We start from the raw sequence: 23,972 nt of genomic DNA on the forward strand, positions 1-23,972 counted from the left end.
CGAGAGAGGAAACTCGAGCGGTTAATGCCAACAAAGAACCAGTCTTGCAAGAGGGGAGAGGATCGTCAGAAAGCAACAAATAGCTCCAGCTATCTGTTGCTTCTTCCGATCAAGTAGCGGAGTTCACTGACTAGAAGACGTACTGCAGCTGGAATCGATGGTCAGAATGTTCTGCAGCACTAACGTCAGCCGAAACGATTTCCATGCGGTATCTAAGGGACAGACCTTCCACAAACCCGCCGAGATTGTACGTAACGTCAAAATCCGTCGCATTTCGGTCAACGGCGTTCTTGTAGTCGAATACCGCGTAACTAAGTTTGATATCAAGGTTTGGAAATGTATAAAACAAGGAAACCTTGAAGGAATCTCCCGCGTCAGAATTTTCCATTGTTTCCAGCATATTGTTGGTAAACATTGGTCCAGTCGAAAAGTTGTATGGCGCCAGGAAAGCCCCATTGTTGACGCTGCCGGGCTCCTCAGCCACATTATTGTAGCCAACGACAAGCCTCGCCCGGTTAAAGGATAGCCCACCTTGTACCCCAAACATCGTGGAATCTACCTCCCCCAAGAGGGCGTCGCCACTTTCACTTTGGGTTCCGTATTGAACTTCCACAAAGGGAGCCAAACTCCCACCGAACGTGTACCCAGCATGACCGTAGAAGGTACTGAACAAGTCGTCAAAGTCATAGTACCAGCCGGAAATCGAAAGCCCCGCATTGTTGTACCTGGCCCCAAGAATTAGGGTTCCCGCCGTTTCCTCCTGTTCGACACCGTAGCGACCAGTAGACCAGGTTCCGACATTGACGAACTGGTCACTATTCCGCATTTTTACCCGGGTAATGTAGCTCGCCTCCAATGAGACATTGGCAATGCTCTTGTTGGAAAAACTTACCCCCTCGTAAGTAATGGGGATAATGAAGGCATCACTGGGGTTCGCCATGGGCGTCGCAATTCTCTGTCTCCCGACAGTGAGCGCGCTGGATCCGGCGGCCAAGTTAAAGTACGCCTCCCCGAGAACCTCCAGATCGCTTCCCATCCGACCATCTACTTCAGCCGGATCACTTGCGTTCAGACCAAGATCTTGTGCGGTATAGTAGCCAACACCCATCTTGAAAAACCCCAATCTGGCTGTTTCTGCACGGAGCAAACCACCTACCGCTAGCCCGGTTTGATCTGGACGCTGGTCGAACTCACGCATGTTGTAATAGGAACGAATATTCCCGCTGACTGTTCCTTCACTGAAGGCGGACTTAAGATCCGGCGCTGCGTAAGCGATGCAAGGACATCCCATACCCAGCGCCAGCGCCATGCCCATTTTTTTGACTTTCATACTAGCTCCTCGATTTCAATTGAATGGTATTAACGCCCTCAATTCCCTCAAGCTAAAGGTGGTTGAGGTTGGTCTGGTGGTGGTCAATGACAGCGAAGCTGTCTCGAGTCAACTTGTACTAACATGGCAATATGGCTCGCAGTAAAATCTGCTATTTTTGTGCCAACCATCATAACGCCACCACAAACGTCAACTAACGCGTTGTATTTCATTTGTTTTGTTTAACTTTTTGGTCACAGGTTTTCCTCCAAAAAATGTTCAAGCATTCTTTTTTTTGCAACAATTAGGGACGATCTCGATATTAGTGGTCTATTCTTGGAACGCTTGAAATCTCCCGACTAGGACAATTAGTACAAGCATTTGGCCGCTGTAGCGTTCATGAGGCACTACCGGCATGATAAGGCGCGCGGAAATGTACCTGATCCTTGTCACTCTGCTCACAGGCACTCAAAACCTGTAACTAAGCCCACTGGGAAGAGCCGCTAAGGCCGAGGGTTTTCGGAAGGGTGGGTGAATATAAGCGTGTTGCAGGTCCGTTAGGCCCTGCACAAAAGCTCTGTAGCGCGAACGCATTAGCGTCTCGGGCATTGCGGCTGGTTCTCCTTGACGGCAGCTCCAGAAGCGGGATGGGTAATCGAAGCCACAGCCAGTGGGGTAAGAGTGCGGAATTACTCACGCCAAGCAAGTAGCACTGGGCCGGTCAAACACTTCTCCATAAGTCGTTTAATCCACAACTAGTATCGAGTCCGTGATCGTCGCAGTGGTTGCCGTGAGGGTGATGCAGGGCGCCATGATCCTCGAGCAAAAGCCTTTTATGACTCGTTAGTTGCTCGGGGCAAGAAGAAGATCCAGGCTCAACGCGCAGTGATGAGAAAATATCTGACGGGAATGTGGGCTTGAATTAAGAATGAAACCGCTTTCGACTCCTCACTGCTGTTCAGTGAGGAGCATATGGAAGCTTGACTTGGAACAGAGTATCTACACGGACGTATGTCCGGGCGTGTCTGCTCCGCTCGCAGCGCTCGGCCAAAGCCTTCAAAAAAAATCCAGGTTCTTATTCTTCAGAATCTTTCAACCTATCCATAGCGTCGTCAATTTTATCGCGCCATACACCAGGGTCTTTAATGCCTACGAAAGTGACTTCAGCGGCTGCAGAACCGGCAGAGTAGAACGCTAGATTACCGGTTCCGAACAGGCGTTGAAAGAGACTTTGGTCCAGCTCGATACTGCGCAAGTCTCTGATTCTTACGCTTTGTTGATTGCGGGAAACTAAACCATAGTGGCGGGAAACGCGACTGTCGTTGACGGTAAACTTCCAACTGAAGCGTTTGAATATGACAAACCCGAGCACCAGCACGGAAGCTATTAACCAGAACCATGGACTGATGTTAAAGATGTTTCTGCCCTGGCCGGTTAGAACAGATCCCAGCGACAAAAACAAAAAAACGGCGGCAAGCAAAAACCCGAACCAATAGTTTCTCCACGCCGGCCTGAGCTCAACAAGTACATTCCCCATCCTAGTCTCCTCGGCTTTCCTTTGAGGTGAGCAAACACACTGGACACGCTTTGACTATGAAAGAAGTTGTGAGGGAATGCAAGAGGTGGACTGGGAGGCAAAACGGGAACGTGGCGCATAAAAAAAGGCCGGCAAAATGCCGGCCTTTTTTAACGCTAAACTCGGACGACTTAGTCCTTGTTTTCCATCTGCGCCTTGATCAAATCACCCAGTGTAGCGGGCTGTGCTTTCTCAGCCTGCTTAGAACTGTGCTCTTTGACAGCGGTTTTCTCTTCAGCCACGTCCTTGGACTTGACTGACAAGTTGATGGTGCGGTTTTTGCGATCCACAACAATGATCTTGGCTTCTACTTCATCGCCAACATTCAGAACTTTAGTCGCGTCTTCTACTTTCTCGCGGCTCAGTTCAGAGGCCTTCAGCGTGGCTTCAACATCTTCCGCCAAGGTAACGATAGCGCCTTTGGCGTCCACTTCCTTAACGGTGCCTTTCACTACGGTGCCTTTGTCGTTCTCAGCCACGTACTCTGAGAAAGGATCCGTTTCCAACTGCTTGATGCCCAGGGAGATACGCTCTCGCTCGGGATCAATGGCCAGGACTACGGTTTCCAGCTCGTCGCCTTTCTTGTACTTGCGTACGGCTTCTTCGCCAGTTTCGTGCCAGGAGATGTCAGACAAGTGAACCAGACCGTCGATACCGCCTTCCAGGCCGATGAAGATGCCGAAGTCAGTGATGGACTTGATCTTGCCGCTGATCTTGTCGCCTTTGGCGTAAGTGCGTGCGAAAGCGTCCCAGGGATTTTCCTGGCACTGTTTCATGCCCAGGGAGATACGACGACGTTCTTCGTCGATGTCCAGGATCATAACTTCTACTTCGTCACCCAGGTTTACAACCTTGGATGGGTGGATGTTCTTGTTGGTCCAATCCATTTCGGATACGTGAACCAGACCTTCCACACCTTCTTCCAGCTCGGCGAAGCAGCCGTAGTCCGTGAGGTTAGTCACGGTGGCTTTAACGCGCGCGCCTTCGGGGTAACGGTTGGTGATTTGCACCCAAGGATCTTCGCCCAGTTGCTTCAGACCCAGGGAAACGCGGTTGCGCTCGCGGTCGAACTTGAGCACTTTCACGTCAATTTCGTCGCCAACATTCACGATTTCGCTCGGATGCTTGATACGCTTCCAGGCCATATCGGTAATGTGCAGCAGGCCGTCAACACCGCCCAGGTCCACAAAGGCACCGTAGTCGGTAAGGTTTTTGACGATACCTTTGATCGCCATACCTTCCTGCAGATTGGCCAGCAGTTCTTCACGCTCTTCCGAGTTCGCCTGCTCCAGTACGGCGCGGCGAGAAACCACGACGTTGTTGCGGCGCTGGTCCAGCTTGATAACTTTAAAATCCAGCTCTTTGTTTTCCAGGTGAGCGGTATCACGTACCGGGCGCACATCTACCAGAGAACCTGGCAGGAAAGCGCGGATGCCGGATACATCCACCGTGAAGCCACCTTTTACTTTGCCGTTGATAATGCCTTTGATCACTTCGTCGGCACTGTGAGCCGCTTCCAGGACTTTCCAGGCTTCGGCGCGTTTGGCTTTTTCGCGAGAGAGGCGGGTTTCACCGAAACCGTCTTCCACTGATTCCAGGGCAACTTGTACTTCGTCGCCGATTTGGATGTCCAGCTCACCTTGCTCATTCAGGAACTGGTTAGTGGGGATAACACCTTCGGACTTCAGGCCGGCGTGGACCGTTACCCAGTCCTTATCGAGGTCGATCACAACACCGGTAACAATGGTGCCGGGTTGCATATCAACCGACTTTAAGCTCTCTTCAAACAGTTCAGCAAAACTTTCGCTCATGCTCATATTTACCTATCAGTAGGACCCGGCTCAACAACACAGTCGCTGTCCGGTTTACCGTACGGCCAGTCGTACGGGCCAGTGAGTTAAAAACAGGAGGGCCTTCTTAGCTGGCACGCCAGCCCACCTGTCTTTTTGCGGATTTCGTCATACAGACACTATCCAGCAAGCGCGGCAGGCTAGCAGATTCGAGGGTAGGATTCAAGCAATAGGCGGGAAAACAGGCCGAAACAGCGCCGAACGCCCTATTTCCGGCGTTCGGCTCGCCCTTTTTAAGCGGCTGAGGAAAGTGCGTTGAGAATCTTAACTTCGACCGTAATTGTCGTCGAAGCGCTGGATATCGTCCTCACCCAAGTAGGGGCCGGACTGCACTTCGATAAGTTCCAGGGGGATTTTCCCGGGATTACTCAGGCGATGGCGCATGCCCACGGGAATAAAGGTGGACTCGTTCTCCGACAACAACAGAGTTTCATCGCCCTTCTGCACCTCGGCGGTACCCCGTACAACAATCCAATGCTCGGCACGGTGGTAATGCATTTGCAGTGAGAGTCGTGCACCGGGCTTCACAGTGATCCGCTTGACCTGATAGCGGGTGCCTTCGTCAACGGAGTCGTAACAGCCCCAGGGACGGTAGATTTCCCGGTGCTGCAGGTGCTCGGTGCGGTTTTGCTGCTGAATCTTGGCGATGACGGCCTTAACCTCTTGAGCGGCGCTCTTGTCGGCGACCAGAACCGCGTCGGGGGTATTGATCACCATCAGGTTGTTTACGCCGATGGTAGCGACCAGTTTGTCCTGGGAGAACACCAGAGTGTCGGTGGAGCCCACGTCAATGCTGTCGCCCACAAAACTGTTGCCCTGCTCGTCCTTGTCTGACAGCTCCCAAAAGGACTGCCAGCAGCCCACATCGCTCCAGCCAGCGGTAAACGGTACGCACACGACTTTTTCGCTGTTTTCCATAACCGCGTAATCAATGGAGATATTGGGTGCGGCCGCAAAGGCATCCCGATCGACCCGCACGAAATCCAGGTCGGAGACCGCTTCCTGGTAGGATTTTTGCGCAGCGGCCAACACATCCGGGGAATAAGACTCCAGCTCCGCCAAAAAGCCCTCGGCCTGGAACACGAACATACCGCTATTCCAGTAGTAGCCGCCTTGCGCCAGGTAGCTTTGCGCCGTGGCCAGATCCGGCTTTTCGGCAAACTGCTGCACTGGGAAATAGCTCTGAGCGCCTTTGTCATGCTGAGTCTTGATATAACCGTAGCCGGTCTCGGGCCGCGTCGGCTCAACCCCAAAGGTGACCAAGTGCCCGGCCTCTGCAGCCGAAACGGCCGTTGCCACGGCCTGATGAAACAGAGGCACGTCGTTGATTACGTGATCAGCGGCCAGTACCAGCAAGGTGGGATTCTCGGCCATGGTCTGAGCTTTAACCGCCGCCAATGCCAGTGCCGGGGCAGTGTTGCGGGCCAGAGGCTCCAACAGGATAGCGGCTTTGGACTGCCCGATTTCCTGAAGCTGTTCAGCCACCATGAACCGGTGCTCCTCGTTGCACACCACCACAGGGTCGCCTAGGTCGGGCAGCCCTTCCAGACGCAACAGGGTTTGTTGCAACATGGTGCGATCCCCAAACAGCTTTAACAGCTGCTTGGGGTAGTGTTGCCGGGATAAAGGCCAGAGGCGAGTGCCTGAGCCACCCGCGAGAATTACCGGTATGATCAAAAGATGTTTCCTCTATTCTCTTGCGTACAATAACTCGCGTATTACTCGCTGGAGGCCGTAGCCCGAGCTTCTAAGTAGGCCCGAAAATCCTCGGCCAGTTCCGGGTGACGTAGCCCGTATTCTACATTAGCTTTCATATAACCCATTTTTGAACCGCAGTCGTGGCTCCGGCCGGTGAGGCGGTAGGCTTCCACGGTTTCGGACTGCAATAGCTGGTCTACCGCATCGGTCAATTGAATTTCATTGCCTGCTCCGGGTTGGGTTTTGGCCAGCAGATCCCAGGTCCGTGCGGACAGCACGTAGCGACCGACAATGGCCATATTGGAAGGCGCATCGTCCGGATGTGGTTTCTCCACCATGGCAGCCAAGGGTGCGCTTTCGCCCTGCTCCAGCTTGACGCCCGAGCAATCCACCACGCCGTACTTGTTCACTTTCTCCCAGGGCACTTCTTCCACCAGAATCTGACTATGGCCAGTCTCGTGGAAACGACGGGTCATTCCCGCCAAGTTGTCTTTACGCAGGTTGGACTTGTGTTTGTCGATCAGCACGTCCGGCAGCAGAACCGCAAACGGCTCTTCACCCACTACCGATCGAGCACAGAGGATTGCGTGACCCAGGCCTTTGGCTTCCGCCTGACGAACGGAAATGATGGTCAGACCTGGAGGAGTGATGGAGCGCACCTCTTCTAGAAGTGAGCGCTTGAGACGCGCTTCAAGCTGGGCTTCGAGCTCAAAACTGGTATCGAAGTGGTTTTCTATGGAATTTTTACTGGCGTGGGTGACCAGCACAATTTCCTTGATACCCGCCGCGGCGGCTTCTTCAATAACGTATTGGATCAACGGCCGGTCTACGACCGGCAGCATTTCTTTGGGAATCGCCTTGGTGGCCGGCAGCATCCGGGTGCCCAAGCCCGCCACGGGGATTACCGCTTTTTTGATCAGCATTGCATACTCCTTTGGTGTCTACTGTTTCTATTAGTTGCCCCGCCTGTGCCGGCGGTTTAGGCAAAGGGTTGACGTTAGTTTTGGTTTAGCAACGCCAACACCTCGTTGGTTTTCTCCTGCACCAGCTTGGCATCACCTCGGCTCTCAGCGTTCAAACGCACCACCGGTTCAGTGTTGGACATGCGCAGGTTGAAGCGCCACTTATCAAACTCCATGCTAATGCCATCGGTTTCATCGATGTTTTTTGCTTCGGACCGGTAGTGCTCAAGAACACGCTTAATGGCCTTGGGTGGATCTTCTACTTTGCTGTTGATTTCGCCCGGAGACGGGAAGCGAGCGATACAGTCTTCCAGCAACTCTGACAGAGGTTTGTTCTTACGGCAAATCAACTCGGCTACCAGAAGCCAGGGGATCATACCGGAATCGCAGTAGGCAAAATCGCGAAAGTAGTGGTGTGCGCTCATCTCGCCGCCGTAAATGGCATCTTCGTTGCGCATACGCTCTTTAATAAACGAGTGGCCCGTTTTTGATTGGATGGCGGTGCCGCCGTTGTTCTCGGCAATATCGATGGTGTTCCAGATCAGGCGCGGGTCGTGAATGACCTTGCTGCCGGGGTTTTTGATCAGGAAAGCCTCGGCAAGCAGGCCGACGATGTAGTAACCCTCGGTAAAAGCGCCGGTTTCGTCAAACAAGAAGCAGCGATCAAAATCGCCGTCCCAGGCAATACCCATATCCGCCTTGGCTTCGATAACGGCGTCACTGGTAGCCGCGCGGTTTTCGGTCAGCAAGGGGTTGGGGATGCCGTTGGGGAAGTTGCCGTCGGGCTGATGATGAACTTTCACAAACTCGAATGGCAGGTGAGGCTCCAGGGCGTCAATCACATGCCCCGCGGCACCATTACCGGCGTTCACTACCAGTTTCATGGGCTTGAGTTGGCTTACGTCAATGTAGCTCAGCAGGTGTTGCACATAGGCGTCTAGGACACTTTCCTGGCGATAGCTGCCCCGTGCACCCGCTGCAGGCTCGCCAAAGTCGTTAACCTCAGCCATGTGTTTAATATCGTTCAGGCCGGTGTCGCCACTGATTGGCCGGGAGCCTTCCCGCACCATTTTCATGCCGTTGTAATCCATGGGATTGTGGCTGGCGGTAATGACAATGCCACCGTCGGTTTTCAGATGGCTGGTGGCGAAGTAAATTTCTTCGGTGCCGCACAAGCCAATATCGATAACATCGGCGCCTTCATCCTGAAGACCGCGCGCTACGGCCTGCTTGAGGGACTCACTGGTGAGGCGCATGTCGCCGCCTACGACGACAGTTTTGGGTTTGAGAAAACGAGCGTAGGCACGGCCGATACGATAGACGATGTCTTCGTTTAGCTCTTCGCCCAATTTGCCGCGAATGTCGTAAGCTTTAAAACAGGTTAAGGTCATTTGTTCCCCATCCTTATGCGTTAGATTTGAAGTTACCTTACAAGGGCGGTGCAAAGATGCTTCGCGAGCTGAACCCAACCTCCCAGCTTTAAGGGAAAGGATACCCTGCGTTTTGAGACCCTCGGAGGCAGGAAGCCGACGCGGAGCGTACAAGGATGTATTTACAGCGTGTCTCAAAACGCAGGGTATCCTTTCCCTTCCACCAAAGCGTCTATGCCTAGGCCCCAAAAATTTAGCGTTTAGCCTCTTCCACACGCGCCAGCATGGCCGCCAATACCTGACCTATGCTCATATCAGTACTGTCCAAAATATACGCATCATCGGCTGGCTTCAGGGGTGAAACGCTGCGCTCGCTGTCGCGCTGATCGCGAGTTCGAATATCTTCTACCAACTGTGCCATGTCCACCCACTCCCCGCGCTCTTGCAGTTGCTTGTAGCGGCGCTCGGCTCGGGCTTCGGGGCTGGCGGTGAGAAATATCTTCACCTCAGCGTCAGGAAAAACCATCGTACCCATGTCACGGCCATCGGCGACCAGTCCCGGGGCCTGGCGAAAATCCCGCTGCCGCTGCAGCAATGCATTCCGCACCGGAGGAAGAGCCGCGACGATGGATGCCACGCGACTGACCTCTTCTGTACGGATTGCAGCCGTGACGTCGCGGCCGGCTAGGCGGATTCGCATATCTTTGCCGCTGACATCAAACTCGACGTCGAGGTTGGCTGCCAGTTCGGCCACTTTATCTTGCGCTTGCGGGTCAACGCCTTGACTGATGGCTGCTAGAGCTACCAGACGGTAAAGTGCACCACTGTCGAGCAAATGAAAGTTAAGGTTTTGTGCCAGCAACTGGCTCAAGGTGCCTTTCCCGGAGCCGCTGGGTCCATCAATGGTCACGACCTGGGCTAAGCTGTTATGGCTATTCAAACTCGATTTCCTTTGTAATTCTGTGAACGATGAACTCGGGGTAATCGTTATACCAGCGATTCAATCATTGTACGGCAAGTGGCGGCCGGATCCTCTGCCCGAGTGATGGGTCGACCCACCACCAGGTAATGGCTTCCCGCAGCAATGGCCTCAGCGGGGGTCATGGTACGTCGCTGATCATCCGCTGGCGAACCCTCTGGCCGGATACCGGGAGTCACTAAACAAAAATCCGGGCCTAGCTGGTTGCGTAAGGTTGTGGCTTCGCGAGCTGAGCAGACCACGCCGTCCAAGCCACAACGCTGACTTAGCTGGGCCAAATGCAGGACCTGCTGCTCCGGCGTCCGTTCGACACCCAGGGAGCGCAATTCGGCTTCGTCCATACTGGTCAGCACTGTTACGCCAATTAATAGCGGGCGTGAACCGCGCACCTGCTCCAGGCGCTCCCGCGCCGCAACCAGCATTCGTTCGCCGCCGGAGGCATGGACATTGACCATCCAAACACCGAGCTCAGCCGCCGCTTTGACGGCCCCGGCGGTGGTGTTGGGGATATCGTGAAATTTCAGGTCCAGGAATACGTCGAACCCCAGGTTCATCAGTTGCTCAACCAGCGCTGGGCCAGCGGCTGTAAACAGCTCTTTTCCTACTTTGAGACGGCAGTATTCCGGACTCAATCGCCGAGCCATGGCTACACAATCTGCAGCGTTATCGTAATCCATAGCCACGATTAAGCGCGGCGCTATTATGTCTCTCATCCACCCTCTCCAAACAAAAGCAGCCTGAACCCAGTGGGTTCAGGCTGCAATTAAAACAAACTTGAGGCTGTAGTGCAGCTTTATCTTACGCTACGCGCGTCACTCGACACTTAAAACCTCTCGATTAGCCTCTACTGTGGACTCGCCGATACCGCGGACTTCTACCAATTGGTCGACACTGACAAAGTCACCATTGGCTTCGCGCCAGGCGATGATGGCTTCAGCGCGCGCGGGCCCAATGCCGCTTAAGGTTACCAGGGTTTCGACATCGGCACTGTTAATGTTAACGCTTTCAAGCGCGGCTGGTGCTTCATCCGCAGCGGCCATTGGAGCCAGGGCACAGAATAGAAACAGGGAGAAAACTAGGGAGATGACTTTTTTCATAACGAACTCCTTTTCGGATTGTATTAGTTAGGATGTATGAATGGCGCGACTTCCCTCTGCGCCTATTCAGATTATTCATCCGCACTAAGGCTGACAAGCCAGAAAAGTCTGAATTTTCTGTACGACATATCCCACGGAAATATGCGCCAGCTGTTCGCCCCCAACCCTGAATCCCTGTCCGTGCGAGCCGCCCATGGGACTCTCCCACCGGGCGCCGGCCGCAAGTTCCCTCTAGTGAGAGCTTCGAAAAGCCTCCGGGAATCGCCTCCTTAGCCTAAACCACCTCATTCTACCTGGATTCCCCACTGTCGCTGGCAATGGCGGTGGAGATTGGAAAAGAACTTGATGGCCTGATGCAAGGGGGGGGGGCCGTGCAGGGTGAGTGTTCAGCAAGCCTCAAAAGAGGGACCTTTTGAGGCAGTCCCCAGGGAAGGGTTTACGACGTTTGCTGAACACTCACCCTGCACGGCCCGAGAACTTGCTTACGAAGTAGTTGTTCGATTAAACAACAGTGCGCGGAAGTGGGAATCCATGGAGGGTACAACTCAGCCTTAAAAGCTGGATCCCCGCTTTCGCGGGGATGACGAGTTTGGAGTTTTTCAGCCTCGAAGCATACCTAATGAGGATTCTTTCTGTCCCCGCTCAGCAACAAACGACGTTTTCTAAATCCCACTAGCGAGAAATATCTTTGGCACCCCAGTGCGGGAAGTGCTTACGAACCAGGGCATTAAACTCCAGTTCAAATTCGCTGTAAGGCTTGTTGTCCGCGCGTGTTTCAGCCAACCCTTCTATCACCATGCCGGCGCCCACGGTCAGATTGGTCAGCCGATCAATCACAATGAATGCGCCCGTGGTGCGGTTATCTTGATACCGTTCCACTACTACAGCCTGACTCAGTGCCACGCGCACCACGGCGATGTCATTCAGTTGCAGCTTTTCCGCTGGCTGATGCTCCTGGGTGTTTACGTCCACTTGATAATCGATGGCTTCTACTTGGCCGCCAACCACCTTGGTTGCAAACTTGAACAGGTACTCCGTCCCCGGCGTGCAGGGCTTGTCGATCATCCAAACCAGATTGGCTTTCAGATGGTTGGTTTGCGCGACCAGATCGTCAACGTGCACCAACATATCGCCGCGGCTGACATCGATCTCGTCGGTCAGTGTGAGGGTGACCGACTGATCGGCAAAGGCTTCATCCAGATCACCGTCATAGGTGACAATGGACTTAACTTTACTGGTCTTACCGGAAGGCAGAGCTTTAACCTCGTCACCAGGCTTTACAATACCGGAAGCGATGGTGCCGCAAAAACCCCGGAAGTTAAGATTCGGGCGATTGACGTATTGGACGGGAAAGCGGAACTGCTCCAGATTCTTGTCCGCCGCGACAGGGACGCTCTCCAGAATTTCCATCAGGGTTTCGCCCTTATACCAAGGCGACCGCTCGCTGCGGTTGACCACATTGTCCCCGTCCAACGCGGAGATGGGTACAAAATGAATGTCTGGCGCGCCCAGCTTCTGAGCAAACTTTAGATAATCCGCCTTGATGTCTTCGTACACCTGCTCGTCGAAGTTCTTCAAATCCATTTTGTTGACGGCAACAACAATATGCTTAATACCGAGCAGCGAAGCGATGTAGCTATGGCGACGCGTTTGGGTCACAACCCCGTGCCGGGCGTCAATCAGAATAATGGCCAACGAGCAGGTAGAAGCGCCGGTCGCCATGTTACGAGTGTATTGCTCGTGCCCCGGTGTATCGGCAATGATGAACTTGCGCTTGGAGGTGGAGAAATAACGGTAGGCCACATCAATGGTAATGCCCTGCTCTCGCTCCGCCTGTAGGCCATCCACCAGCAAAGCCAGATCGATTTTTTCGCCGGTAGTGCCGTGTTTGGTGCTGTCGGAGCGCACTGAGGCCAGTTGATCTTCGTAGATCATTTTGGAGTCGTGCAACAAACGGCCAATCAAGGTGCTCTTGCCGTCGTCCACGCTGCCGCAGGTCAGCAAGCGCAGCAGCTCTTTTTGCTCATGTTGGGCAAGGTAAGCGTCAATATCGGTAGCGATCAGGTCAGACTGGTGGCTCATGGTGCTGTCTCAAATGTTCGTGGCTCGTTGGGTATCCCGGTTTACTGTGCTGGCGGTATTAAAAATACCCTTCCTGCTTTTTCTTCTCCATGGAACCGGAGCTATCGTGATCGATGACTCGCCCCTGGCGTTCGGAGGTACGGGTTAACAACATTTCCTGAATGATTTCCGGCAAGGTGGTCGCTTCGGATTCCACGGCGCCGGTCAGTGGGTAACAGCCAAGCGTGCGGAAGCGCACCATCTTGTGTTGGATTTTTTCGCCGGGCTCAATGGGCATACGATCGTCATCGACCATAATCAAAGTGCCGTCGCGCTCCACCACCGGACGCTTGGCGGCGAAGTACAAGGGGACGATGGGAATATTTTCTAAATGGATGTACTGCCAGATGTCCAGCTCAGTCCAGTTGGACAGAGGAAACACGCGGATGCTTTCGCCTTTATCGACCCGACCGTTGTAAATGTTCCACAACTCAGGACGCTGATTCTTTGGATCCCACCGGTGGTGTTTGTCGCGGAAGGAATAGACGCGTTCTTTGGCCCGGGATTTTTCTTCGTCCCTCCGAGCACCGCCAAATGCGGCATCGAAACCATATTTGTTTAGCGCCTGCTTGAGGGCTTGGGTTTTCATGATGTCAGTGTGCTTGGCGCTGCCGTGGGTAAACGGGCCCACGCCCATGTCTACCCCTTCCTGATTGGTGTGCACGATCAGGTCCCAACCTAAGTCTTTCATCAGGCGGTCGCGGAATTCGATCATTTCCCGGAATTTCCAGGTGGTATCCACATGCAGGAGCGGGAACGGGGGCTTGCCGGGGTAGAAGGCTTTTCGGGTGAGGTGTGCCATCACCGCTGAATCTTTGCCCACGGAGTAAAGCATTACCGGGTTGTCGAACTCGGCAGCCACTTCCCGAATAATGTGGATGCTCTCGGCTTCCAGCTGCTTCAAATGAGTCAGTTTGTATTGCTCAGACATGCTGTTCTCTGTCAGTTGGATTTTGTATCGGTTTCAGTTGATCATCGTCATACCGAAACTACTTCAGCTACGTGAGTGAGCAGCCAGCAGCTGGCCGCTTAGGGCCTTACCCAGGGGGCTTTCTGAAACCCTCGCTTCAGGAAGAAGCGCGGGAGCCCCATGGATGGGTTCACGCGTTTTCAGAAAGCCCCCTGGGTGAGGCCTGTACACACTACGAAGCACCTCGCGCTCCAGACGGTCCGCGCCGATTGGGGAGAAGGGGTCTGTGACACGCCGTAAACCCTTCCCTGGGGGCTCGACGCCGACTTCCTGTCGGCGACGGTCACAGACCCCTTCTCCCCAACCGCCGCTTCGAGGTGCATCACCTTCGGTCGGTTTTCCTACGATAAATGGCGCTCGGTCACGAACTTCTGCTCTCCAACCACCGCTTTGTGCCTGCATCTTTTTTCGCGTTGCAATTGTGAATGGCCCCGCTAAAAGCGCGCTATTATAGGGGATCAGCCCCCCAATCGCTAACTATCGATTACTTCTAAGGTTATGCCTGTTTGCTTGGCTAGCTCCACGAAGGTCGGAAAAGACGTCGCCACATTGGTTGCATCCTTCACCCGAATGGGCGCAGAAGCACGCAGCGCCGCAATGGAAAACGACATGGCTATGCGGTGATCGTGATGGGTCTCGACTTCTCCGCCACCCATTGGACCACCTTGGATGACAATGCCATCCGGCGTCGGTTGGGCGTCAACGCCTAGGATCTGCAGGCCATCAGCCATGGCTTGAATCCGATCGCTTTCTTTTACTCGTAATTCTTCGGCACCCGTAAGCACGGTTTTACCTTCTGCACAGGCCGCGGCGATAAACAGTGCGGGGAATTCATCGATGGCCAAGGGCACCTGATCTTCCGGAATCTGGATGCCTTTTAGCGGCGCATAACGCACGCGAATGTCCGCCACCGGCTCGCCACCCACGGTACGCTCGTTGCTCAAAGTGAGATCAGCGCCCATCAAGCGGAGAATATTGATGACGCCGACGCGTGTCGGGTTGATACCCACGTGCGTCAAAGTCAGATCTGAACCGGGCGCGATACTGGCCGCCACCATATAAAAGGTGGCCGAGGAGATATCCGCGGGTACTTCGATTTTGCAGCCGGTCAGTTTGCCGCCGCCGGTCAGCTCGGCCGTGGCACCGGAGCGTTTTACCGAGTAACCAAAACCGGTCAACATACGCTCGGTATGATCGCGAGTAGGCGCGGGTTCAGTCACACGAGTGGTGCCCTGGGCGTAGAGTCCTGCCAGCAAAACACAGGATTTCACTTGGGCACTGGCCATGGGCAGGGGGTAATCAATGGCTTTGAGAGTTTGACCACCTTTGATGCGCAGCGGCGGCCGGCCACCTTCAGCGGTGTCGATAACCGCTCCCATACTCCGCAAGGGATCAGCCACTCGGCCCATGGGGCGCTTAGCCAGGGATTCATCACCGCTCATTTCTGAATCAAACTTTTGGCCCGCCAACAGTCCGGACAGAAGTCGAATGGTGGTGCCGGAGTTACCCACGTAGAGTGGCTTGGCGGGCGCTTTGAGCCCGTGCAGTCCCACGCCGTGAATCTTCACCCGGCCTTCATCAGGGCCTTCAATCACCACGCCCATATCGCGAAACGCCTGTAAGGTTGCCAGGGCGTCTTCGCCTTCCAGAAAGCCTTCTACTTCAGTCACACCTTCGGCGATGGAGCCGAGCATGATGGATCGGTGAGAAATGGACTTATCGCCGGGGACGCGGATGGTGCCGCTTACTTGGCCTCCCGGCTGCAACAGGTAGTCAATTTTAGAACTGCTCATGGAATTTACGAAGGCTCTCTTGGCTAGAATGTTGGTGAAGTGGTCGCGGGCTGCTTTGGCGCGGGTGAACACGCCCAGTAGATAATCGCTGTCCTCGCTGGCGATGGCCGTGCGCAGGCGGGTCAGATTGTCGACAAACAAATCCAGGGCGTTGAGGACGCTGTCCTTGTTGGCGCGCATGATGTCATGCCACATAACCGGGTCGCTTGAAGCAATGCGGGTAAAATCCCGGAAGCCCCCGGCCGCGTAGCGGAAAATATTGGGATTGCCGATATCCTGGGCCAGAGTATCAACCAGAGAATACGCTATGGCATGGGGCAGATGACTGGTAGCGCCCAACACTTCATCGTGTTCGGCCACGGACATAGTCAACACTTCCGCTCCAACGAACTCCCACAATTTCATCACTCGAGCCAGATGTTCCGGGTCGGTATTATCCAGCGGAGTTAGGATGACTCTGTGTTGCTCGTAGAGATCGGGATTGGCCGCCGCCACACCGCTGCGTTCGGACCCAGCAATGGGGTGACCAAGCACCAACTGGGGCGGCGCTTCGCCAAACACCTGTTCGGCGGCGCGTTCGACACTGCCTTTTACGCTAGCGCCGTCGGTGATGGTTACTTGGGGAGAGAGACAGTCCCGCGCTTGCTGCAGAACCTCAGCCACCGCTAAGGTGGGCACCGAGATAAACACCACATCGCCCTGCCCTAATTCACTCGCCACCTCTTCCAGAGAGCCGCAAGCGCGGTCCACTACGCCCAATTTAACCGCTTGAGTACCGATATCCGGCCGGCGCACCACCCCGATAGTTTCGACACAACCGCCGCGGCGCTTTAAACCCGCGGCCAGACTGCCGCCGATCAGGCCAAGCCCGACCACCACCAGCTTGTTAATAATGGGTTGCGGTTCGGTCATGAGCTTAGAGTACGGCCTTGGGGTAGGAACCCAACAGCTTTAGGTCCGCCGCCCGCTCGGCCACTTCTTTCAGCAGCTTGGTTACTTCGGGGTCCTGGGCGTGTCCGGAAAAATCGATAAAGAACACGTAGGTCCAAGCGCCAGTGCGCGAGGGTCGGGATTCGACCCGAGTCAGGTCAATATTACGACGATGAAAAGGTTCGAGCAGATTATGCAAAGCACCTGGCTCGTTGCGCATGGCTACCACCAGGGAGGTTTTATCCTCACCGCTGGGTGGCACAGATTGGGCGCCGATGATTAGAAAACGTGTGGAGTTGTCTGGCTCGTCTTCAATCTTTTCCGCCAGAACCTGCAGCCCGTAGAGATCAGCCGCCATGCTGCCGGCAATAGCCGCCGCATTCCATTCGCCCTTCAAACGCTTGGCTGCTTCCGCATTGCTGCTCACGGCGACGCGCTCCGCTTTCGGGTAGTGGGCATCCAGCCATTTGCGACACTGGGCCAGTGACTGGGCGTGGGAGTATATGCGGGTGATGCTGTTCACGCTGGTGACGTCAGAGATCAACAAATTGTGGTGAATGCGCAGCTCCACTTCGCCGCAAATCTTCAAATTGGAGGTCATAAAATTATCGAGGGTGTGGTTAACCACGCCCTCGGTGGAGTTTTCCACCGGCACCACGCCGTACTGAACCGCCCCGGCTTCCACTTCGCGAAAGACTTCGTCAATAGCGGAAAAAGGTAAGGCCACAGCCGAGTGTCCGAAATGTTTCAGGGCGGCCTGCTGAGTAAACGTACCTTCAGGGCCCAAATAGGCGACTTTGACCGGCTGCTCCAGCGCCAGACAGGCGGACATAATTTCGCGGAACAGGCGCGCCATTTCCTCGTTGCTGAGCGGCCCCTGGTTGCGCTCCATCGCTTTGCGCAAAACCTGCGCTTCGCGCTCGGGGCGATAATACGCCAGCGTCTGCGGGTCAACCGCCTGGCCTTTTTTCACTTCAGCCACTTCTTGCGCGCAACTGGCCCGCTCGGAGATCAGATGTCCGATTTGATCGTCGATGCTGTCAATGCGTTCGCGCAGCTGCTGCAGCTTTTGCTCTTCGTTCATAAACCTCGATCTCAAAATTCCTGCGAGAATGGTAGGGGCAGATCACCGGCTGGTGCCCTCCCCCTGACGGGATTAAGCCTCTCCGTCACCACCCTCGTCCACCAGTACTTCGGCACTGTCTTCGTCTTCTTCGATACGCTCGAGGCCACGCAAATGTTCATTGGGCTTCAGGCGGATGAGGCGTACACCTTGGGTATTTCGACTCAATACTGACACCTCGTCCACACGGGTGCGCACCAGCGTACCCTGATCGGTGATCAGCATGATTTCTTCGCCGTCCATCACCTGGACTGCACCCACCAGCGGGCCGTTACGCTCGCTGGTTTGCATACCGATAACACCCTGAGCGCCGCGACCTTTAGTGGGGAAGTCCTCCACTGCAGTTCGCTTGCCGTAGCCCTGCTCGCTGAGGGTCAGTACTTTGCCGCCCTCTTGAGGAATGACCATACCCACGACTTGTTGGTCTTCGGCCATACGAATGCCGCGCACACCGCGAGAAACACGACCCATAGAGCGCACTTTGGACTCTTGGAAGCGCGCAGCTTTACCGCTGCTGGCGAACAGAATCACATCGCAGTTGCCATCGGTAACGGCGGTGTAAACCAGCGAGTCGCCTTCATCCAGCTCAATGGCTTTAAGGCCGACGCTGCGCTGACGGGAGAACTGAGTCAGCGGGGTTTTCTTGACCGTACCTTTGGCGGTGGCCATGAAGATAAAGTGATCTTCATCGTAGCTCTTAACCGGCAGTATGGAAGTGATGCGCTCATCTTTCTCCAACGGCAGAAGATTCACCACTGGCCGACCACGCGACTGACGACCGGCGACCGGGATCATATACACCTTCAACCAATACACTTTACCGGCGTTGGTAAAACACAAAATGGTATCGTGGGTGCTGGCAATCAGCAGGTGCTCGACAAAGTCTTCGTCTTTTACCGACGTGGCGGAACGGCCCATGCCGCCGCGCTTCTGCGCCTGATAGTCGTCCAGCGGCTGACTCTTGGCGTAGCCGCCGTGAGAAAGGGTCACTACGCGGGTTTCTTCGTTGATCAGATCTTCAGTGGTCAGATCCAGAGTGGAGGCAACAATTTCGGTTTTACGCTCATCGCCGTGCTCGGCCAGTACGCTTTCCAGCTCTTCGCGAATCACTTCCATCAAGCGGGTCACGTTGTTCAGAATTTCCAGGTAGCCGGCAATCAGCAGCAGTTTTTCTTCATATTCCGCCAGCAGTTTGTTGTGCTCCATACCGGTTAAGCGGTGCAGGCGCAGTTCCAAAATGGCTTGAGCCTGGGCGGGGGACAGATAGTATTCGCCATCCCGCAGTCCGAACTGATCTTCCAGATCTTCCGGGCGACAGGCGTTTTCGCCGGCGCGCTCCAGGAAGGGTTTCATGGCGGCCGCTTCCCAGCCTTTAGCCATCAAGGCCTCTTTGGCCTCGGCCGGCGAGGGAGAGCTTTTGATCAATTCGATGACCGGATCGATATTGGCGATAGCCACCGCCAAGCCTTCGAGAATGTGCCCACGCTCTCTTGCTTTGCGCAGCAGGTAAACGGTGCGCCGGGTAACCACTTCGCGGCGGTGACGAACAAAGGCTTCCAGCAGCTCCTTCAGGTTAAGGATTCTGGGCTGGCCGTCCACCAAAGCCACAATATTAATGCCAAAGACATTTTGCAGCTGGGTTTGCGAATAGAGGTTGTTGAGCAGCACTTCTCCGGACTCGTTGCGCTTGACCTCGATGACGATGCGCATCCCGTCTTTATCCGACTCATCGCGCAGCTCGCTAATGCCTTCGATTTTCTTCTCTTTCACCAGCTCGGCAATGCGCTCGATCAGGCGCGCCTTATTCAGCTGATAGGGAATTTCGTGCACGATGATGGTTTCGCGCCCTGTTTTGGGATCCACCTCGACTTCCGCCTTGGCGCGAATGTAGATGCGTCCACGACCCGTACGGTAAGCCTGCACTATGCCCGCGCGGCCATTAATAATAGCGCCTGTGGGGAAATCCGGGCCTGGAATGTACTCCATCAACTCGTCGATGGTGATGTCTTCGTTATCCATCAAGGCCAGGCAGCCACGCACCACTTCACTCAGGTTGTGGGGAGGAATGTTGGTGGCCATGCCCACCGCAATACCCGAAGAACCATTAACTAGCAAATTGGGGATACGGGTAGGCAGGACTTCAGGAATGCGCTCAGTGCCGTCGTAGTTGTCGACGTAATCAACGGTTTCTTTGTCCAGGTCCGCCAACAAATCGTGGGCGATCTTGGCCATGCGGATTTCGGTGTAACGCATGGCGGCAGCGCTGTCACCATCGACGGAACCAAAGTTGCCCTGCCCGTCCACCAGGGTATAGCGCAGCGAGAACGGCTGGGCCATACGCACGATGGTGTCGTAGACGGCAGAGTCACCATGGGGATGGTATTTACCAATGACGTCACCCACGACCCGAGCCGACTTCAAATACGGGCGGTTCCAATCGTTTTTCAACTCACTCATGGCGAACAGCACCCGGCGGTGTACGGGCTTGAGGCCATCGCGCACATCCGGCAGCGCGCGCCCGACGATCACGCTCATGGCGTAGTCGAGGTAGGACTGCTTCAGTTCATCTTCAATATTGACCGGTGAAATTTCTTTCGCTAATTCGCCCATGGACTACAGCGTTCCTTATTATGGTGACGGCTGATAGGCTGGCCCGACCGGCGCCAGTGAAGCGCTTCAAGCGCTGCCACAGAACGCGGCTACCGGGGATGGGGCCACCTGCACAAAGCGCGTGATATTACCATAAAAACGCCCCTACAGGGACTATTGGCGGCTTTCCTGCTCCCCCTGCCCGAGGGCCCGCTTTGGGTTATACTGGCGGGTCTGTGTACCCAGTCAGCTTTTAGGCCCCAGGAATGTCCATGTCAGCACCGGAAACCATCAACCTCCTCATCAAAGCACGCTGGATCGTACCGGTAATCCCGGAAAACAAAATCTTCGAAGATTGCGCCCTGGCCATTGATAAAGGCGTCATCCTCGCCTTGCTGCCTCAGGAAGAAGCGGAAAAGCGCTACGCGCCTGCGCAAACCCTGAACCTGGGCAATCACGTGCTGATCCCCGGCTTGGTGAACGCCCACGGCCACGCGGGCATGAGCCTGCTGCGGGGCTACGCCGACGATATTCCTCTTATGCAGTGGCTCAATGACCACATCTGGCCCGCTGAGGGCCAGTGGGTCAGCGATCAGATGGTGCGCGACGGCACCGAGCTGGCCATGGCGGAAATGATTAGGAGTGGCACTACCTGTTTTTCCGACATGTACTTTTTCCCTGAACAGGCAGCCCAAGCAGCACAGCAAGCGCACATGCGCGCCCAGATCAATTTCCCCATTCTGGACTTCCCCACGGCCTGGGGCAGCGGACCGGAAGATTACCTGCACAAAGGCTTGGCATTGCACGATGACTTCCGCGCCAGCCCGTTGGTGCGCATCGGCTTTGGCCCCCATGCTCCCTACACAGTCTCGGACGAGCCGCTGGAAAAAATTGCTGTTTTGAGCCAAGAGTTGGATGCCCCTGTGCATATCCACCTGCACGAAACCGCCCAGGAAATCGCCGATTCGGAGCAACAATACGGTAAACGCCCCAGCGTGCGCTTGCTGGAACTGGGCCTGATGTCGCCGCTCACCCAGTGTGTGCATATGACGCAGGTGAACGACACAGACCTCGCCCTTCTGGAGCAGACGGGCGCCCACGTGATTCACTGCCCCCAGTCCAACCTCAAGCTGGCCAGCGGTTTTTGCCCTGTACAGAAATTGATAGACGCGGGCATCAATGTGGCCTTGGGCACCGATGGTGCCGCCAGCAACAATGACCTGGATATGTTCAGTGAAATGCAAAGCGCTGCCCTGCTCGCCAAGGCAGTCTCAGGCCAGGCCGACGCCCTGAATGCCCACCGGGCACTACGCATGGCAACCCTGGACGGCGCCAAGGCGTTGGGCCTGGAGGAAACCACTGGCAGCCTGGAAGTGGGCAAAGCGGCAGACATCACCGCCGTAGACTTGAGCGCCCTGGACATGCAGCCGCTTTACAATCCGGTTTCGCAACTGGTCTACACCAATTGCGGTCACAGAATCAGCCACGTGTGGGTCGGCGGTAAGGCCTTGATGCTCAGCCGGCAGCTGCAAACCTTGAACGAACGGGAATTGATCGGCAAAGCCCGCTGGTGGCGTAAGCAGATCGGACGTTAGTTAGGTGGATGGAAAGGACGGCCTGCGGCTTGATACTTCGGTAGCTAGGACGAACCCGAGTACTCGCCAGCCCCACGAAAGCGTACTGCGATCCGGAATAAATTGAATTAGCGACTTCGTAAGCAACCCCGGGGGCCGCACAGGGTGAGTGTTCAGCAAACGTCGTGAACCCATCCGTGGGGACTGCCTCAAAAGGTCCCTCTTTTGAGGCTTGCTGAACACTCACCCTGCACGGCCCTGTTAGCCCAAAATACTGAGCTCTTTTCCGTCATCTCGATCCACCGCTGGTATAGCAGGAATTGCTGGGCAGTAAGAATGCCTTAGGTGGGGTTGCTAAGGTGATTCGTAGGAGGCTTTTCGAAACTCTCACAAGAGGGATCTTGCGGCCGGCGTTCCGGTGGGAGAGCCCCCATGAATGGGTTCACGGCGTTTTCGAAAAGCCTCCTGCGAAGCGCCTGGGATCTACCTTACGAAAGTGCATCTCCCGCACCTGCGCTTTCGAGTCTCTGGTAGTATGACTACCGTGCGAACTGAATAACTGGAGCTTTTTTATGGCCAACGTCGACGCGGCGGAAATTGAAAAATTTGAAGCACTGGCCAGTCGCTGGTGGGATAAAAACAGCGAGTTTAAACCGCTGCACGATATTAACCCACTGCGAGCCAACTACATTGATCGACGCTCTCCTGTGGCGGAAAGCCGCCTGTTGGACGTGGGCTGCGGCGGCGGCATACTGACCGAGGCTATGGCGCACAGAGGCGCCAAAGCCACCGGCATTGATATGGGCGGCGCCCCCTTAGCCGTGGCGCGATTGCACGCCAAGGAAAGTCAGCTGGACGTGGACTACCAGCAGATCACCGTCGAAGAAATGGCCTCCAAAGCGGCCGGACAATACGACATCGTCACCTGCCTGGAAATGCTCGAACACGTTCCCGATCCGGAGTCGGTAGTGCGCGCCTGCGCTCAGCTGGTCCGGCCCGGCGGCGATGTGTATTTCTCCACCATCAACCGCAACCCCAAAGCCTATGTGTTCGCCATACTCGGCGCTGAGTATGTTCTTAACTTACTCCCCAAAGGCACTCACGATTACGACAAATTTATTCGCCCGGCCGAGCTGGGCGCATGGATGCGCGCGGCGGGTTTGGAGCTGCAAGATATTACCGGTATGACCTACAACCCGTTAACCAAACACTACAAATTGGACGCCACCGACGTCAGCGTCAACTATCTGGTGCACGCTAAAAAATCCACGTAGAGTTTTATATATGTTGAACAACTTAGCTCAGGAGTCACCCCGCGTGCCCGACCAAAAAATCCGCGCCGTCATTTTTGATTTGGACGGAACACTGCTCGATACTGCCCCGGACTTTGTCGTCGTCGTCAATCAGCTTTTGACTGAACGCGACCAGCCTACTCTAGCCCCGGAAACCATTCGCACCACCGTATCCAACGGTGCCCGCGGGCTGATCAGTTTGGCGTTTGGTATCGACGAAAAGCACTCGGATTTTCCCGAGCTTCGCCAGCGACTACTGGATATTTACAGCAACCATCTAGCGGTGTACACGCAGCCGTTTCCCGGCATGATGGAACTTTTGCATGACTTGGATCAGCGCGGTATTTATTGGGGACTGGCAACCAATAAGCCTTTTGCGTATACAGAACCTTTGATGGCTGCACTGAACCTGCAACCCGAACCGGTGACCGTAATTTGTCCGGACCACGTGGAGCAACGCAAGCCCCACCCGGAATCGCTTCTATTGGCCGCGAAGCATGTCGGTTGTTTGCCTGAAGAGATAATCTATGTGGGCGACCACAAGCGGGATATCGACTGCGGGCGACAAGCTGGCTCCATTACCATTGCCGCCGGCTATGGTTACATCGAGCCCGAAGACGACATCAATACCTGGGAGGCGGACTATCGAGCCGACAGCGTGGCAGAGCTGCGCTCAATTATCGAACAGCTTCTGATCAACCAGTAAATATTCGTTATTAAACACTGTATCGAAAGACAC

The 23,972-nt window shown here is 55.0% G+C and carries 17 protein-coding genes; 3 read left to right on the plus strand and 14 right to left on the minus strand.

The window, feature by feature from the left end:
• Positions 1-130: 130 nt before the first annotated feature.
• The 14 genes from RBH33_RS15145 to gyrA all read right to left on the minus strand — a co-directional run bounded on the left by RBH33_RS15145 (position 131) and on the right by gyrA (position 20,388).
• The gene (locus tag RBH33_RS15145) at positions 131-1,330 is read right to left on the minus strand and encodes an OprD family outer membrane porin (RefSeq protein WP_306733058.1); all 1,200 of its coding nucleotides are present in this window, start codon (positions 1,328-1,330) and stop codon (positions 131-133) included.
• A 1,054-nt stretch (positions 1,331-2,384) separates the two neighbouring features.
• A complete protein-coding gene (locus RBH33_RS15150; protein ID WP_306733059.1) occupies positions 2,385-2,846 on the minus strand; it encodes a PH domain-containing protein in 462 nt (153 codons plus the stop codon).
• A gap of 170 nt (positions 2,847-3,016) precedes the next feature.
• Positions 3,017-4,696, minus strand: coding sequence for a 30S ribosomal protein S1 (gene rpsA, locus RBH33_RS15155; RefSeq protein WP_306733060.1), 1,680 nt, complete (start codon positions 4,694-4,696; stop codon positions 3,017-3,019).
• Between the two features lie 303 nt (positions 4,697-4,999).
• Entirely contained in the window at positions 5,000-6,412 is a 1,413-nt protein-coding gene (locus RBH33_RS15160; protein WP_306733061.1) for a mannose-1-phosphate guanylyltransferase/mannose-6-phosphate isomerase, read from the minus strand.
• A gap of 41 nt (positions 6,413-6,453) precedes the next feature.
• Entirely contained in the window at positions 6,454-7,356 is a 903-nt protein-coding gene (galU, locus tag RBH33_RS15165) for a UTP--glucose-1-phosphate uridylyltransferase GalU (protein WP_306733062.1), read from the minus strand.
• A gap of 74 nt (positions 7,357-7,430) precedes the next feature.
• The gene (locus RBH33_RS15170) at positions 7,431-8,786 is read right to left on the minus strand and encodes a phosphohexomutase domain-containing protein (protein WP_306733063.1); all 1,356 of its coding nucleotides are present in this window, start codon (positions 8,784-8,786) and stop codon (positions 7,431-7,433) included.
• Between the two features lie 232 nt (positions 8,787-9,018).
• Positions 9,019-9,705 carry a (d)CMP kinase gene (gene cmk, locus RBH33_RS15175; RefSeq protein WP_306733064.1) on the minus strand — a complete coding sequence of 229 codons (687 nt, stop codon included), beginning with the start codon at positions 9,703-9,705 and terminating at the stop codon, positions 9,019-9,021.
• A gap of 47 nt (positions 9,706-9,752) precedes the next feature.
• Positions 9,753-10,457 (minus strand): orotidine-5'-phosphate decarboxylase, encoded by a 705-nt coding sequence (gene pyrF, locus RBH33_RS15180; RefSeq protein ID WP_306733065.1) that lies wholly within the window; start codon positions 10,455-10,457, stop codon positions 9,753-9,755.
• A gap of 99 nt (positions 10,458-10,556) precedes the next feature.
• Positions 10,557-10,841: a ComEA family DNA-binding protein gene (locus tag RBH33_RS15185; RefSeq protein WP_306733066.1), complete on the minus strand. Its 285-nt coding sequence runs from the start codon at positions 10,839-10,841 to the stop codon at positions 10,557-10,559.
• 672 nt (positions 10,842-11,513) lie between these two features.
• Positions 11,514-12,923 (minus strand): sulfate adenylyltransferase subunit CysN, encoded by a 1,410-nt coding sequence (gene cysN / locus RBH33_RS15190; RefSeq protein WP_306733067.1) that lies wholly within the window; start codon positions 12,921-12,923, stop codon positions 11,514-11,516.
• 58 nt (positions 12,924-12,981) lie between these two features.
• The gene (cysD, locus tag RBH33_RS15195; protein WP_306733068.1) at positions 12,982-13,893 is read right to left on the minus strand and encodes a sulfate adenylyltransferase subunit CysD; all 912 of its coding nucleotides are present in this window, start codon (positions 13,891-13,893) and stop codon (positions 12,982-12,984) included.
• A 512-nt stretch (positions 13,894-14,405) separates the two neighbouring features.
• Complete coding sequence (locus RBH33_RS15200; RefSeq protein WP_306733069.1) at positions 14,406-16,637, minus strand: bifunctional prephenate dehydrogenase/3-phosphoshikimate 1-carboxyvinyltransferase; 2,232 nt, start codon at positions 16,635-16,637, stop codon at positions 14,406-14,408.
• Positions 16,638-16,641: 4 nt separating this feature from the next.
• On the minus strand, positions 16,642-17,739 hold the full coding sequence (pheA, locus tag RBH33_RS15205; protein WP_306733070.1) for a prephenate dehydratase: 1,098 nt from the start codon (positions 17,737-17,739) through the stop codon (positions 16,642-16,644).
• Positions 17,740-17,811: 72 nt separating this feature from the next.
• Entirely contained in the window at positions 17,812-20,388 is a 2,577-nt protein-coding gene (gene gyrA, locus RBH33_RS15210) for a DNA gyrase subunit A (protein ID WP_306733071.1), read from the minus strand.
• Between the two features lie 251 nt (positions 20,389-20,639).
• Between gyrA and RBH33_RS15215 the strand changes: the two genes are divergently transcribed.
• The 3 genes from RBH33_RS15215 (at position 20,640) to RBH33_RS15225 (ending at position 23,939) form a co-directional block, all read left to right on the plus strand.
• Positions 20,640-21,962: a TRZ/ATZ family hydrolase gene (locus RBH33_RS15215; protein ID WP_306733072.1), complete on the plus strand. Its 1,323-nt coding sequence runs from the start codon at positions 20,640-20,642 to the stop codon at positions 21,960-21,962.
• Between the two features lie 551 nt (positions 21,963-22,513).
• Positions 22,514-23,215 carry a bifunctional 2-polyprenyl-6-hydroxyphenol methylase/3-demethylubiquinol 3-O-methyltransferase UbiG gene (ubiG, locus tag RBH33_RS15220; protein ID WP_306733073.1) on the plus strand — a complete coding sequence of 234 codons (702 nt, stop codon included), beginning with the start codon at positions 22,514-22,516 and terminating at the stop codon, positions 23,213-23,215.
• 10 nt (positions 23,216-23,225) lie between these two features.
• Positions 23,226-23,939: an HAD family hydrolase gene (locus RBH33_RS15225; RefSeq protein ID WP_306733074.1), complete on the plus strand. Its 714-nt coding sequence runs from the start codon at positions 23,226-23,228 to the stop codon at positions 23,937-23,939.
• The last annotated feature ends 33 nt before the right edge of the window (positions 23,940-23,972 follow it).

Source organism: Marinimicrobium hydrolyticum, assembly GCF_030848505.1.
Taxonomy (GTDB): domain Bacteria; phylum Pseudomonadota; class Gammaproteobacteria; order Pseudomonadales; family Cellvibrionaceae; genus JAVDDU01.

Excerpts from the sequence above, each read along its gene's own strand:
- RBH33_RS15145 (WP_306733058.1), bottom strand. The coding sequence starts at position 1,330 with ATGAAAGTCAAAAAAATGGGCATGGCGCTGGCGCTGGGTATGGGATGT.
- RBH33_RS15150 (WP_306733059.1), bottom strand. The coding sequence starts at position 2,846 with ATGGGGAATGTACTTGTTGAGCTCAGGCCGGCGTGGAGAAACTATTGG.
- rpsA (WP_306733060.1), bottom strand. The coding sequence starts at position 4,696 with ATGAGCGAAAGTTTTGCTGAACTGTTTGAAGAGAGCTTAAAGTCGGTT.
- galU (WP_306733062.1), bottom strand. The coding sequence starts at position 7,356 with ATGCTGATCAAAAAAGCGGTAATCCCCGTGGCGGGCTTGGGCACCCGG.
- RBH33_RS15170 (WP_306733063.1), bottom strand. The coding sequence starts at position 8,786 with ATGACCTTAACCTGTTTTAAAGCTTACGACATTCGCGGCAAATTGGGC.
- pyrF (WP_306733065.1), bottom strand. The coding sequence starts at position 10,457 with ATGAGAGACATAATAGCGCCGCGCTTAATCGTGGCTATGGATTACGAT.
- RBH33_RS15185 (WP_306733066.1), bottom strand. The coding sequence starts at position 10,841 with ATGAAAAAAGTCATCTCCCTAGTTTTCTCCCTGTTTCTATTCTGTGCC.
- cysN (WP_306733067.1), bottom strand. The coding sequence starts at position 12,923 with ATGAGCCACCAGTCTGACCTGATCGCTACCGATATTGACGCTTACCTT.
- cysD (WP_306733068.1), bottom strand. The coding sequence starts at position 13,893 with ATGTCTGAGCAATACAAACTGACTCATTTGAAGCAGCTGGAAGCCGAG.
- RBH33_RS15200 (WP_306733069.1), bottom strand. The coding sequence starts at position 16,637 with ATGACCGAACCGCAACCCATTATTAACAAGCTGGTGGTGGTCGGGCTT.
- pheA (WP_306733070.1), bottom strand. The coding sequence starts at position 17,739 with ATGAACGAAGAGCAAAAGCTGCAGCAGCTGCGCGAACGCATTGACAGC.
- gyrA (WP_306733071.1), bottom strand. The coding sequence starts at position 20,388 with ATGGGCGAATTAGCGAAAGAAATTTCACCGGTCAATATTGAAGATGAA.
- RBH33_RS15215 (WP_306733072.1), top strand. The coding sequence starts at position 20,640 with ATGTCAGCACCGGAAACCATCAACCTCCTCATCAAAGCACGCTGGATC.
- ubiG (WP_306733073.1), top strand. The coding sequence starts at position 22,514 with ATGGCCAACGTCGACGCGGCGGAAATTGAAAAATTTGAAGCACTGGCC.
- RBH33_RS15225 (WP_306733074.1), top strand. The coding sequence starts at position 23,226 with ATGTTGAACAACTTAGCTCAGGAGTCACCCCGCGTGCCCGACCAAAAA.